The following is an 11,851-nucleotide window of genomic DNA, read 5'->3' on the forward strand; positions in this document are numbered from 1 at the left end:
TGAACGCTCCTTTGGTTGGCCGCAACCAACCAAATTCCCTTGCCCCGCTCTGCGGGGCTTTTTTTTGCGCGCGCGGCCGGGCCGGCGTCTACAGTTCCCGGACGTCAACCGGAGAGGGCAGCCATGAACACGGAAAACACCGGATCAGCCTCCGCGCTCATCGACCAACGGATCGCCGAGCTGGCCGACTGGCGCGGCGAAACGCTGGCGCACGTCCGCGCGCTCATCCATCAGGCCGTGCCCAACGTCGTAGAGGAATGGAAGTGGCGGGGCGTGCCGGTGTGGTCCTGCGGCGGCATCCTCTGCACCGGGGAAACCTACAAGAGCGCCGTGAAACTGACCTTCGCCAAGGGCGCCGCGCTGGACGATCCCGCCGGGCTGTTCAACGCCAGCCTGGAGGGCAACACCCGGCGGGCCATCGATGTGCATGAGGGCGAACGCCTGGACGAGGCGGCGTTCAAGGCGTTGATCCTGTCCGCCGTGGCCCTGAACGGTTCGAAGAAAAGGGCCTGAAGCACGGACGGATCGCGCAGGATCCGGACAGATCGCGCAGGGATTTGCGGCGAGCGGTGTTTTGTCATATTGAGCAACATTTGATTGCAGATAGTGGCCAGCCCAACGGTTTTCCATGAGGCTGCACTGTGTTCCGACGTCTTCTGTGTTCGCTGTCCGTTTTGAGTGTGTCCATCGCCGCCGCCCAGGGCGCTGCCCTCGATACGCCTCGCCTGCAAGGCATCGACAACTTCCGTGACATCGCCGGCACCACCGACGCGTATGCCACGGCCCACGACGGCACGATGCGGGCCGGGGTGTTCTACCGTTCCAACGCGTTGACCCCGGTGGGGTCGGACCTGGCGACCCTCAACGGCCTGGGCATCACGGCCATCTACGACCTGCGCACCCCCAGCGAAATCGCCGCCACGCCGGACACCCTCATCAGCGGCGCCCGTTACAGCAACATCGACATCATCGGCAGCGCCACTTCGGGCGCGAACATCACCACGGTGTCGTTCCACAGCGCCGCCGAGGCGGTCGCGATGATGCAGCAGACCAACCGTGCGTTCGTCAGCGACGCCGGCATGCGCAGCCAGTTCAGCCGCTTGTTCAACGAACTGGCCAGCGCCGACGGCGCCGCGCTGTTCCACTGCACCGCCGGCAAGGACCGCACCGGCTGGACCGCGGCCGTGCTGCAGAGCATCGCCGGGGTCGACAGCGCCACGATCATGAGCAATTACCTGGCGACCAACGACTACACCGCCGCCCGGGTGGCGAAGACCCTGGCGATGATGCCGGCGAGCATGGCGACGATCTATGCGCCGCTGCTGGGCGTCGAGGCCAGTTACCTGCAAGCGGGGCTGGATCAGGTGACGGCCCAGTACGGCAGCATGGACAACTACCTCAAGCAGGGGCTCGGGCTGTCCCAGGAAACGATCTACGTGCTGCGCGGCAAGATGGTCGAGTACAACAGCCTGCCCGGTGAGGCGGGGCTGGCCGGCAATGCCGGCGCCGGGGCGCAGTTTCTGCGGCAGTTGCAGGGCTCGGCGTTGTCGGGCACCTACAGCGCCTACAACTATTACCTGCAATCGGCCATCGACGCGGGCAGCCTCGGCGGAGTCGAGTCCACCGTCGGCGGGCAGGTGCATGCCGACGCGGCCAGTTACCTGTTGCGCCAGGGCGCGATGATCGACCGGGCGGCCGCGCCTTATGCCAGCGGGACGGATCTGAAGGTCGGTCAATATCGGTTGTGGACGACGGCGCTGGCGGGGTATCTGGGCACCGACGGCTCGTCCCATGCGGCCAGCAGCAACGAACATAGCCAGGGCACGATGGTCGGGGTGACCCGGCGCTTCACCGAACAGCTCAGCGGCCATGCCGGTTTCGGCTACAGCAAGGGCAGCGTCGGCGGGGCCGGTGGGGAGGCGGACACCGACCTGACGTTTTTCTCGGTGGGTGCGCGCTTTGCGCCGGACGGGTTGGAGCGGGGGCTGTTCGTCGATGCCAACGCCAAGGCCGGCTGGCTCGATTACGACAGCAAGCGCGATCTGGGCGGCGGCCTGGGCACGGCCAAGGGCGACAGCCACGGCAACCTGTCAGGCGTGACGCTGGCGCTCGGGTATCGCTTGCCGTCGGGCGGGGTGACCCTTGAGCCGAGCCTTGGCGTGCGGGTCAGCCATCTGGACCTGTCGGGCTTCAAGGAGAAGGGCAGTGAGCTGGCCCTCGACGTGGACGGCATCCAGGAAACCCGCCGCAGCGCCGTGGCCAATCTCGACGTGGCGTTCGCGCAGGTGCCGATGGGCGAGTGGCGACTGGTGCCGGGCGTGCAGGTGGGATACGAGCATGTGCTGGGCGATCATTCGGTCGACAGCCAAGGGCACCTGCTGGGCCTGGACGTCGATCAGCGCGCCGCCTACGACAACCGCGACGCGTTCACCGGCGGCGTCAACCTCACCGCCAGCCTCGGTGCCCTGAGCCTGGGCGCCGAACTCGGCGCCAGCGGCGGCGGTGACAGCCACGGCTTCGGCGGCGGGCTCAAGGCCAGTTACCTCTTCTGAAGCTTGTCTTCCTGTAGGCGCTTGCCTGCAAGCGATGAGGCCGGTTCAGCCGACATCTCTGTTGCCTGACCCGCCGCCATCGCCAGCAGGCTGGCTCCTACAAGGGATGCCGGCTGTCCGCAGCATCCCTGCGCACCACAAAACCTGTAGGAGCTTGCCTGCAAGCGATGAGGCCATTACAGCCGACATCTCTGTTGCCTGACCCGCCACCATCGCCAGCAGGCTGGCTCCTACAAGGGATCCCGGCTGTCCGCAGCATCCCTGCACACCACAAAACCTGTAGGAGCTTGCCTGCAAGCGATGAGGCCATCACAGCCGACATTTCTGTTGCCTGACCCGCCGCCATCGCCAGCAGGCTGGCTCCTACAAGGGATCCCGGCTGTCCGCAGCATCCCTGCACACCCCAAAACCTGTGGGAGCTGGCTTGCCAGCGATGAGGCCATCACAGCCGACATCTCTGTTGCCTGACCCACCGTCGTCGCTGGCAAGTCGAGTCGTCGCACCGCAGCTCCCACAGGTATCTCAGGTGTTTGCGGGATCCAGGCACACCACAAAACCTGTAGGCGCTTGCCTGCAAGCGATGAGGCCGGCACTGTCGACATCGTCATCACCAGCAGGCCGTCGCCTACAGGCGCAGGCCTTTACGCAACGCCGCCGGGCTCACGCCATAGGCCTGCTGAAAGTACTGGCTAAACCTACCCACATTGCTGAAACCCAACCGCAACGCCACGTCGGTCACCGACGGCGCGCCGCTGCGGGCCAGGATTTCGTGTGCATGTTCAAGCCGCACCCGGCGTTGATAGGCGACGATGGACATCCCCGCAAACCGTCGGAACCCGTCCTGCAAGGCGCGCAGGCTGACGTTGCTCAGCCGCGCCAGTTCTGCGCCGCTGACCGGATCACCGGGATGGGCCTGAAGGTAGTCGATGGCCAGCCGCACATGCCGAGGCGCAATCGATGGCTCAGGACGGCGCAGGGCCTGGGTGAAGTTGTGGGGCCAGGCGTCCAGCACCGCATCCACCAGCATGTCCCGCAGGCGCGACGGCATCAGCGTGCCGGCGTTGAGCAACAGATCGAACTCGGCCCCCGTGGCCAGGTCGATCAGCGCCCGGATGCCCTGGAAGGCCGGGCTGTCCAGCGCCACCACCGGTTCGAAGCGCAGCCTTTGCGTCACTGGGCGGCCCAGCAGCGTCGCCAGCCGCTCGGTCAGCGCCGCCCGGCTGACCGACAGGCCATGCTGGGCATGGTTGTCGATGAAACGCATCGAACACAGCTCCGCCTTGTCGATGGCCAACCCGGTGCGGGCAACCCCCACCGATTCGGTGCGGTGGCTGAACAGGATCTTGCCCGCCGTGGGCAGGACGAAGGTGATTTCATCGAACGGCTCGGGAAACGCCACCGAAAAATCGCCCCGGTAATGCATGCGCCGGAAGCTCACGCCGTCGTGGCGGCCGTAGACGCCGCCGATGATGATGTCCTTGGGCGGCGGCGGGGTGTCGGCATAGCGGTTGCCGAACATTCGGGAGAAGACTGCGCCGAACTCGTCGCAGGTCATGTCGCTGGATCGCAGGATGATGTGCTGTCGCGTCGTGCTTGAGAACACCTGGGGGTCGCCTTGGCCGGGGAAGGATGCGTGGATCGAAAAAGCGCACACACGCGAGGCTCTGTGTGAAAAGCCTTGATACTCGGTGATGCTGCGTTGAAAACAGCCTGACCTTCGTCTCAAGACTTTTCACACACACGCTAGCAGCCCGGCATGACAACCCCGTGAACGGCGCCGCCGTCGCGACGGGCCCGATGGCTGTCGCGACGCAGCCGGGCGACCGTCAGCTCAACGTCCCCGGCGCGATCCCCAGCAACCCGGACAAGGTGTTGACGATGGCCTGCTGGCGGGCCCGGTCGGCCTGGTGCTGCGCTTCGGCGGCGGCCACGTCGGCGTCGCAGTGCGGGCACAGGGTCTCGTAGGCGTGGATGTATTGCAGGCAGTGCCTGCACAGCGCCAGTTGCTCGGGGATGCGGCCTTCCTCCGGGGATTTCTGCCCTTGGTTGAGCCAGGCCAGCTTGACCACCTGGCCGCTGTCGCTGACGCTGCTGACTCGCTCGCCGGTGTCGATGCGTTCGGTGATCAGGTCGAAGCGCCCGACGGCGAACGACTGCGGCGCGGCGTCCTGCAGTTTGACGATGCGCTCGCGCAGCCCGCGCTTCTGCAGCTCCAGGGTGCGGTAGTGGCAGTAGGGGTTGTTGCCGGGCTTGCCCAGCAGCGAGTGCGACGTCCAGGTGCAGCCGCCCCGGCACACGTCGTTGTAGTAGCAGGTGCGGCAGTGGCCCCACAGGTCGTCGACCGAGCGCAGGCGGCCGAAGTGGATGCCCTCGCTGTAGTGCCAGATGTCGTGCAGGCTCATGTCGCGCACGTTACCCCCGGAGAAGCCCACCGTCGCCAGGGACGGGCAGCCCTTGACCGTGCCGTCGGCCTCCAGCGCAAGCACGGTCTGGCCGGCGGCGCAGCCGCTCCAGTGCACGCGTTCGTCGCCGAAGCCGCGCCACAGGTGCTCGTAAGGGCCGTAGTAGCCGATGTTGTTGCCGACGTTCATCAACAGGCCGCGGTCCAGGCCTTCGCGGTAGAGCCGGGCGAGCAGCGGCATCACTTCCAGCAACTGGTAGGGCTGCAGCAGCAGTTCCGGATGATCGACCGCGTTGCCCATGGCCACGGTCAGCTGGATCTGCCAGTGGGTGGCGCCCAGGCCGATGATGGTGTCCATCAGTTCCGGCAGGTCGGGCAGGGTGGCGGCGCCGATCTGGGTGTTGACGCTCACCGCCAGCCCCGACGCTTTCGCCCGGCGCAGGGTGTCCACGGCCTTGTCGAACGAGCCGGGCACGTTGCGCACCGCGTCGTGCAGCGGGGCGAGGCCGTCGAGCGACACGCCCACGCCGTTGAGGCCGGCGTCCACCGCCGCCTGCATCTTGGCCGGCGTCAGGTTGCGGCCGCCGGTCTGGATGGCGCAGTACATGCCGTGGTCATGGATGGCCTGGATCAGTTGCGTCCAGTCCTTGCGCAGGTAGGCTTCGCCGCCGATCAGGGTGATCTCGCGGGTGCCGAGGGCGGCCAGAGCGTCGATCACGTCCAGGCATTCGCGGGTGCTCAGCTCGCCGGTGCGCCGGTGGCCGGCGCGGGAGCCGCAATGCAGGCACTTGAGGTCGCAGGCCAGGGTGATTTCCCAGACCACATGGACCGGCACGTAGCGTTTGAGGTCGGACTCGCTCAGGTAGCGGGCAGGGCGGGTGTCTGTCATGGCAGGTCCTTGCGCACGGTCGCGTGCGCGACGCGGAGGGAGGGCGACAGAAAACCGGCGAGGCCGTCGGGGCCCCGCCGGGGAGCGGCGGCTAGCGCGCTTCCAGTCGGGTGATCTCCGCGTTCAGTTGCTCGAGGGCACTGCGCAGCGCGCCTTCGTGGGCCACTTGCTGTTCAGCCTGCTGCACCACGGTCTTGAGTTGCGCCACGTCGCCGCCGGCCTGGGCCTGCTGCACGGCCACGGCGTACAGCGGGATGTGCGGATGCGGCACCGGCTTGACCTCGACGGTGGGCGCCTGATGCATCGCAACGTGCCTCACCGCATTCCACTGGCCATCGTAATCGTAGCGGTAGTCGGCGAAGCCGCTGGCCCAGTCGTCGCCCAACAGGCCCTTGAGGTGGAAGGTCTGGGCGATCTGGCTGAGCGGGCCGCTGGGGCTGCCGGCGAGGTCGAGGATGATGTGGTGCTCGGCCGAAGGCGCCAGCTTGAGCTGACTGTAGTTGCCCCAGACCCGGGCGTGGAAATTGACCGGCGGCCAGGTGCTCTGAAAGACGCTGGCGACGCCGCTGACTTTCTTGGAGACGGTGTTGACGACAAGATCCAGGGTCAGGACCGGTGCGCCCAGCAAATCGTTTCTGACGATGAGGCGGGTATGGAAAAGTCCGATCGACATGATGCTGCTCCCTAAAGTGAATGACGGTTCCGGTGGCCGATCAGCGGCTCAGCAACTGGCTGAGTTCTTTCTTGGCGGATTCCAGCGCGATGCGCAGCTGCGGCAATTGTTCCAGTTGCTGCTTGCCGAGCCTGGCCAGGCTTTTCATCTGGGCCAGGTCGCCGGAGGCGATGGCGCTCTGGATCGGCGCGGCGTACAGCGGCATGATCGGGCGGTACGGCTCGATCACAGGGCCCGGCTCGAACGGCGGCAGCACGTGGGACGGCACCGGCTGCAGGTGCGCCGGCACGTTGTTGACTTCAACCCATTGGGTGCCGTTGAGGTATTGGTAGTTGGCGACGCCTTCCTTCCAGTCGGTGCCGACCACCAGGTGCACCCTGAAGTTGACGATGGAGTTGCAGCCCGGTCCGCCGTGGTTGCCCTGGGCGGTGATGAGGATTTTGCTGACCCCAGGCTTCATGACGGTCAGGTAGGTGTACTCGCCCCAGACATCGGAGTGCACGTCGAGGGGCGGATTGGTCGCCTGGGTGACGGCGGCGGTGCCGGTGACTTCCTGCTGCGGCGTGGAGACCAGCAGGTTGAGCGCCAGGCTTTGCGCGCCGGGCTGGCCCGTGCCGATCCGGTAGCACACCGGGAACAGGCCGACGTTGTGTTGCGAAACAGAACCAGACATGGTGATTGCCTCCATTGCAATGCGGGTGATGGCCTTAGGGTCTTTCCAGACGGGACACTTCCCGGGCCAGGTTTTCGTACGCGGTTTTAAGCTCCTTGGCTTCAGGCTTCGTTGAATCGCGCTGCTTCAACAAACTCTTCATTTTCTGCAGGTTGCCGTCCGTGATCGCGCTCTGGATGGCGACCCCGTAAGGGGGAATGATGTGAGACTTCGAGTCGCTCATGCCGAAGGTTTCCTTATGGGTGTGCACAACGTCCCCTGTCGCGCAGGGGGCCTTTCCTGGCGGTCAGGCCGAACGCCTGCGCAAGAAAGGCTTCAGTGAGCTTTCCTGGCGGCGCGGGCCGGTCCGTCCGGATCCGATCAAAGGGCAGACGCGGGCGTGCGGGGCACGGCCGGCGCCTCAGGGGCAGGCGGCGTCAGCCGAAGCCGTCGGGGCTGGCCTGCGGGGCAAGGGGGTAGGGGAGCCGCAACGGCAAGGGGGTGGAACGCGCCTGTACGTCGGTCATCTTTCTGTCCTTGATAGAAAGCCACGAAACACAGGGATCGTTCGATAGGTCCACGGGCGTGCGCGTACTTGCGCAGGCAGAAACATCCCTGATTTTCCATCCGTTGCCGCACTTGGCGTACGTCCGGGGGACGCTCGCCGGCGTGCTGGCATATCGCTGGCCACGCAACCCTAGATCCGATTCGGCGGGCCTGCCAGAAAAAGCGCCGAACGGTAGTGACCGGCGGGTCACGTTGGCTGGCCAACGGAGCCACCGAGGTCGCAGGCGGGGTCTCAACAGGTTGATTTTCAAAAAGGAAAAGGGACGCCGGCGCTGACGTCCCACCCCGTGGAACCAATCGAAATAACGCCGTCCTGGTTCAGGCGATTTCCGTTGTGCTCACACCGGCGGAAGGGGGCGCATCCCCCGCATCGGGTCATCCAGCAGGCTGAACTGCTCCACCAGAAAATCGATCAGCTTGCGCAGCGACGGCAGCATGCCCTGACGGGTGGCGAACACCGCGTAGATCATTTCCGTGCGCGGCGTCCAGTCCGGCAGCACCACGGCCAGTTGTCCGCGTTCGATGAAATCGTGCACCAGCGACATCGGCATCTGCGCCACGCCGATGCTGTCGATGGCCGCGCAGCGCAGCATCGGCAGGCCCTTGGTGATCAGTTGCGGGCGGTGCGGGAGGGTGAGCTCCGCGCCGTCCTGGTGGAACAGCGTCCAGCTGTAGTCGCGCTGCGGGCTGCCGTGGTGGACGCTGGGGAAACGCGCCAGGTCCTGCGGGCCTTGTGGCTCGCCCAGGCGCGAGAGCAGCGCCGGGCTGGCCACCAGGCATTGCGGCCGCTGCGACAGCACCCGGCTGACCAGGTCCGAATCCTGAAGGGGCGGCGGGCGCACCCGCAGGGCCAGGTCGACACCCTCGGCGACCACGTCCACCTGACGGTCGCAGGCGTCCAGGTGCACTTCCACCCGTGGGTGTTCGGCCATGAAGCGGGTGATGAGGGCGCCGACGCATTCTTCCAGCAGCGTGGTCGGGCAGGTGACGCGCAGCACGCCGCCGGGTTCGGCGTGGGTCAGGGCCACGGCGGCCTCGGCGGCTTCCGCTTCCTTGAGCATGGCGCGGCAACGGGCGTAGTAGGTCTGGCCCAGTTCCGTCACCGTGAAGTGGCGGCTGTTGCGGGTGATCAGGCGCACGCCCAGGCGCTCTTCCAGCAGCGCGATGCGCCGGCTCAGGTTGGACTTGGGAATACCCAGGGCCCGCGCCGTCGGGGCGAAGCCGCCGTGGTCCACCACCATTACGAAATACTGCAGGTCATTGAGGTCCAGCACGGGGGACATTCGCTTGGCCGAGGGATGCCCACTATACAAGCGCAAAGGTTCGCCGTGTGGGTCGCAGCGGACCGTTTTTCGCCTCTGGCGGGCGTGCCGGCCGAGCCGCAGGATGGGCGGCTTTGGGAAGCCGGCCTTGAACAAACTCAACGAGATGCAAGCGTTCGTCACGGTGGCGGACACCGGCAGCATGTCCGAAGCCGCCCGGCAGTTGGGGGCCGCCAAGTCCATGGTCAGCCAACGCATGGCGCAGTTGGAGAAACGCCTGGGCAGCACGCTGCTGGAACGCGGGCGCCAGGCCCGGCTGACCGAATCCGGCGAGGTGTTCTACCGCTATTGCCAACGGATCCTGGCGCAAGTCGACGAGGCCGAAGAGGCGGTGCAGGCGTTCGGCGCCAGCGTCAGCGGCACCCTGCGGCTGGCGGCGCCGATGGCCTTCAGCGTGCGCTACCTGGCGCCGGTGCTGGCGGATTTTGCCGCGCGCTATCCGCAGCTGCGGCTGGATGTCGAGGTCGACGACCGCCGGGTCAACCTGCACGAGGAACGCTACGACGCGGCGATCCGCATCGGCGAGCTGCCGGACTCCTCGCTGGTGGCCAAGACCATCACCGCCAACCGCCACATCATCTGCGCCAGCCCCGCGTACCTGGCCGCCCACGGCACGCCGCAGACCCCGCAGGCGCTGGCCCGGCATTTCGCGATCCACTACGTGAACCGCGAGCCCCACGGCATGTGGACGCTGCCGGTGGACACCGGGCTGGAGTCGTTCCGGGTGCGCGGCCGGATGCGCACCAACAGCGGCCATCAACTGATGGAGGCGGCGAGGGCGGGGTTGGGTCTGACGATCTTGCCGACCTTTCTTGCCGCGCCCGACATCGTCTCCGGCGAGCTGGTGGAAGTGCTGGCGCCCCATGCGCCGCGCGGCGGCAGCATCTCCCTGGTCTATCGGCGATCCCAACGGGCGTCGGCCAAGTTGCAGGCTTTGGCGGGTTTTCTCGGCGAGCGGATCGGCAATCCGCCGCCGTGGGAGCGGATGCTGGCGGATCACGCCGCCCGCCGCTGAACCGTTCGGGAAAAGCGAAACCGCGAATCGCTTTTCTGCGGCTTATGGGCCTGCGGGGCCTTCCCTAAGCTGGCGGGCGACAGGCGCGCTTCGACGCCTGACAGGGAAGAAACGCAATGAACGATACCCTTGATAATCCTGCCCGCCGCACCGTGCTGGCCGGTGGCGTCGTGGCGGCGGCCACGCTGGCGGCGGGCGGTCTGGCCCAGGCGCTGGAGCCTGCTGACAACCCCAAGGCCGATGCGCGCGCAGCGGTCGATGTGATCATCGTCGGCGCCGGTTCGGCCGGCGCGGTGCTGGCGCGGCGCCTGAGCGAAAACGGCCAGCGTCGGGTGCTGTTGCTGGAGGCGGGGCACAGCTATGCGCCGGACCGTTATCCCGCGACCGTGGCCAGCAGCGACATCGTCGGCGCCAACGGCAACCGCGAGTTCGAGTGGGGCTACACGGCCCGGCCGGGCTATGTCGGTCACCCCATCGGCGCCCTGCGCGGCAAAGTGCTGGGCGGCAGCTCGGCGATCAACGGCGCGGTGGCGATCCGCGCCCGCCGCGAGGATTTCCGGCGCTGGAACCTGCCGGGCTGGAGCTTCGATGAGCTGTTGCCGGCGTTCAAGAAACTGGAACGCCACAGCGGCGGCGCCAGCGCGATCCACGGCCATGACGGGCCGTTGCCGGTGCGTCAGCTGTCCACCGTCGACGTCACGCCGATGCAGAAGGCGTTCATCTACGCGACGGTCGCCAACGGCTACCGGATGGTCGATGACTTCGACGGCGCCCAGGCCAACGGCGTCGGTCCGTACCCGATGAACATCGTCGACGGTGTGCGGGTCAACACCGGCATGGCCTACCTCACCGACGAGGTGCGGGCCCGCAGGAACCTGCAGATCCGCGCCGACAGCCTGGTGGACAAAGTGCTGTTCGAGGGGACGCGGGCGACCGGCGTGCAACTGGCCAACGGCGAGCGCCTGCTGGCGGGTGAAGTGATCCTGTCGGCGGGCACCTACGGCAGCGCGGCGATTCTGCTGCGCTCCGGCATCGGCCCCGGCGACGACCTGCGCGCCCTGCAGATCCCCCAGGTGGCCGAGCTGCCGGTGGGGCAGCGGCTGGTGGACCACCCGTTCTACTACAACGCCTATGCCGCCAAACCGGACCTGATCGGCCGCCAGTCGCCGGCCATCGGCGCCAAGCTGTGGACCCACAGCCGCAGCGCCACCCCCGGCGAGCTGGATCTGCACATCACCGCCACCCACCTGTTCCCCCATGAGCAGAGCCCGACCCAGGTCGGCTTCGTGCTCGCGGTGGCCCTGACCCGGCCGCTGTCGCGGGGCCGGCTGACACTGGCCAGCCGCGACCCGTTCGCCGCGCCGGACATCGACCTGAACTTCCTCGCCGAGCCCGCCGACCGCCGGCGCCTGCTGGACGGCATCCGCCTGGCGCGGCGGATCGGCGCCACCGCGCCGTTGGCCGGGCTGATCCATGCCGAGCTCAACCCGGGGCCGGGCAACGATTCCGACGAAGCCTTGCTGGCCAGCGTCCGCGCCACCCTCGACACCTATCACCACCCGACCTCCACCGCGCCCATGGGCCGGCCGGGGGACGCCCATGCGGTGGTCGACCTGCAAGCGCGGGTGATCGGCACCCAGGGGCTGCGGGTGGTCGATGCGTCGATCTTCCCTGACGTGCCTTCGGTCGCCACCAACGTGACCGTGATCGCCACCGCCGAACACATCGCGGGCCTCTACGCCTGATCCCAAGAAGCTATTCCCAAGAAGCTATCCCAAGG

10 protein-coding genes are annotated in these 11,851 nt (G+C 67.2%); 4 read left to right on the top strand and 6 right to left on the bottom strand.

Annotated features, from left to right (window positions below):
• The first annotated feature begins 123 nt into the window (after window positions 1-123).
• Together KVG96_RS08955 and KVG96_RS08960 are read left to right on the top strand one after the other, a co-directional pair.
• Entirely contained in the window at window positions 124-513 is a 390-nt protein-coding gene (locus tag KVG96_RS08955; protein ID WP_217891687.1) for a DUF1801 domain-containing protein, read from the top strand.
• 128 nt (window positions 514-641) lie between these two features.
• Window positions 642-2,552, top strand: a complete 1,911-nt coding sequence (locus tag KVG96_RS08960; RefSeq protein ID WP_217891688.1) for a tyrosine-protein phosphatase — start codon at window positions 642-644, stop codon at window positions 2,550-2,552.
• Between the two features lie 625 nt (window positions 2,553-3,177).
• Here KVG96_RS08960 and KVG96_RS08965 read toward each other — a convergent pair.
• The 6 genes from KVG96_RS08965 to KVG96_RS08990 all read right to left on the bottom strand — a co-directional run bounded on the left by KVG96_RS08965 (window position 3,178) and on the right by KVG96_RS08990 (window position 9,017).
• Window positions 3,178-4,107, bottom strand: coding sequence for a helix-turn-helix transcriptional regulator (locus KVG96_RS08965; protein WP_225927232.1), 930 nt, complete (start codon window positions 4,105-4,107; stop codon window positions 3,178-3,180).
• Between the two features lie 271 nt (window positions 4,108-4,378).
• The gene (locus KVG96_RS08970) at window positions 4,379-5,842 is read right to left on the bottom strand and encodes a GDL motif peptide-associated radical SAM/SPASM maturase (RefSeq protein ID WP_217891690.1); all 1,464 of its coding nucleotides are present in this window, start codon (window positions 5,840-5,842) and stop codon (window positions 4,379-4,381) included.
• 91 nt (window positions 5,843-5,933) lie between these two features.
• The gene (locus tag KVG96_RS08975) at window positions 5,934-6,515 is read right to left on the bottom strand and encodes a DUF1842 domain-containing protein (protein ID WP_217891691.1); all 582 of its coding nucleotides are present in this window, start codon (window positions 6,513-6,515) and stop codon (window positions 5,934-5,936) included.
• 40 nt (window positions 6,516-6,555) lie between these two features.
• Window positions 6,556-7,188, bottom strand: a complete 633-nt coding sequence (locus tag KVG96_RS08980) for a DUF1842 domain-containing protein (RefSeq protein WP_217891692.1) — start codon at window positions 7,186-7,188, stop codon at window positions 6,556-6,558.
• A gap of 34 nt (window positions 7,189-7,222) precedes the next feature.
• Window positions 7,223-7,411, bottom strand: coding sequence for a DUF1843 domain-containing protein (locus tag KVG96_RS08985; RefSeq protein WP_217891693.1), 189 nt, complete (start codon window positions 7,409-7,411; stop codon window positions 7,223-7,225).
• Between the two features lie 661 nt (window positions 7,412-8,072).
• Window positions 8,073-9,017: a LysR substrate-binding domain-containing protein gene (locus KVG96_RS08990; RefSeq protein WP_217891694.1), complete on the bottom strand. Its 945-nt coding sequence runs from the start codon at window positions 9,015-9,017 to the stop codon at window positions 8,073-8,075.
• Window positions 9,018-9,144: 127 nt separating this feature from the next.
• Here KVG96_RS08990 and KVG96_RS08995 point away from each other — a divergent pair, with 127 nt between their 5' ends.
• Together KVG96_RS08995 and KVG96_RS09000 are read left to right on the top strand one after the other, a co-directional pair.
• Complete coding sequence (locus KVG96_RS08995; RefSeq protein ID WP_217891695.1) at window positions 9,145-10,071, top strand: LysR family transcriptional regulator; 927 nt, start codon at window positions 9,145-9,147, stop codon at window positions 10,069-10,071.
• Between the two features lie 116 nt (window positions 10,072-10,187).
• Window positions 10,188-11,816 (top strand): GMC family oxidoreductase, encoded by a 1,629-nt coding sequence (locus KVG96_RS09000; protein WP_217891696.1) that lies wholly within the window; start codon window positions 10,188-10,190, stop codon window positions 11,814-11,816.
• The last annotated feature ends 35 nt before the right edge of the window (window positions 11,817-11,851 follow it).

Source organism: Pseudomonas ekonensis, from assembly GCF_019145435.1.
In the GTDB taxonomy this organism is placed as follows: Bacteria; Pseudomonadota; Gammaproteobacteria; order Pseudomonadales; family Pseudomonadaceae; genus Aquipseudomonas; species Aquipseudomonas ekonensis.

What these genes read in the sequence shown, in the direction of transcription:
- KVG96_RS08955 (WP_217891687.1), top strand. Translation starts at nt 124, where the DNA reads ATGAACACGGAAAACACCGGATCAGCCTCCGCGCTCATCGACCAACGG.
- KVG96_RS08965 (WP_225927232.1), bottom strand. Translation starts at nt 4,107, where the DNA reads ATGACCTGCGACGAGTTCGGCGCAGTCTTCTCCCGAATGTTCGGCAAC.
- KVG96_RS08970 (WP_217891690.1), bottom strand. Translation starts at nt 5,842, where the DNA reads ATGACAGACACCCGCCCTGCCCGCTACCTGAGCGAGTCCGACCTCAAA.
- KVG96_RS08975 (WP_217891691.1), bottom strand. Translation starts at nt 6,515, where the DNA reads ATGTCGATCGGACTTTTCCATACCCGCCTCATCGTCAGAAACGATTTG.
- KVG96_RS08980 (WP_217891692.1), bottom strand. Translation starts at nt 7,188, where the DNA reads ATGTCTGGTTCTGTTTCGCAACACAACGTCGGCCTGTTCCCGGTGTGC.
- KVG96_RS08985 (WP_217891693.1), bottom strand. Translation starts at nt 7,411, where the DNA reads ATGAGCGACTCGAAGTCTCACATCATTCCCCCTTACGGGGTCGCCATC.
- KVG96_RS08990 (WP_217891694.1), bottom strand. Translation starts at nt 9,017, where the DNA reads ATGTCCCCCGTGCTGGACCTCAATGACCTGCAGTATTTCGTAATGGTG.
- KVG96_RS09000 (WP_217891696.1), top strand. Translation starts at nt 10,188, where the DNA reads ATGAACGATACCCTTGATAATCCTGCCCGCCGCACCGTGCTGGCCGGT.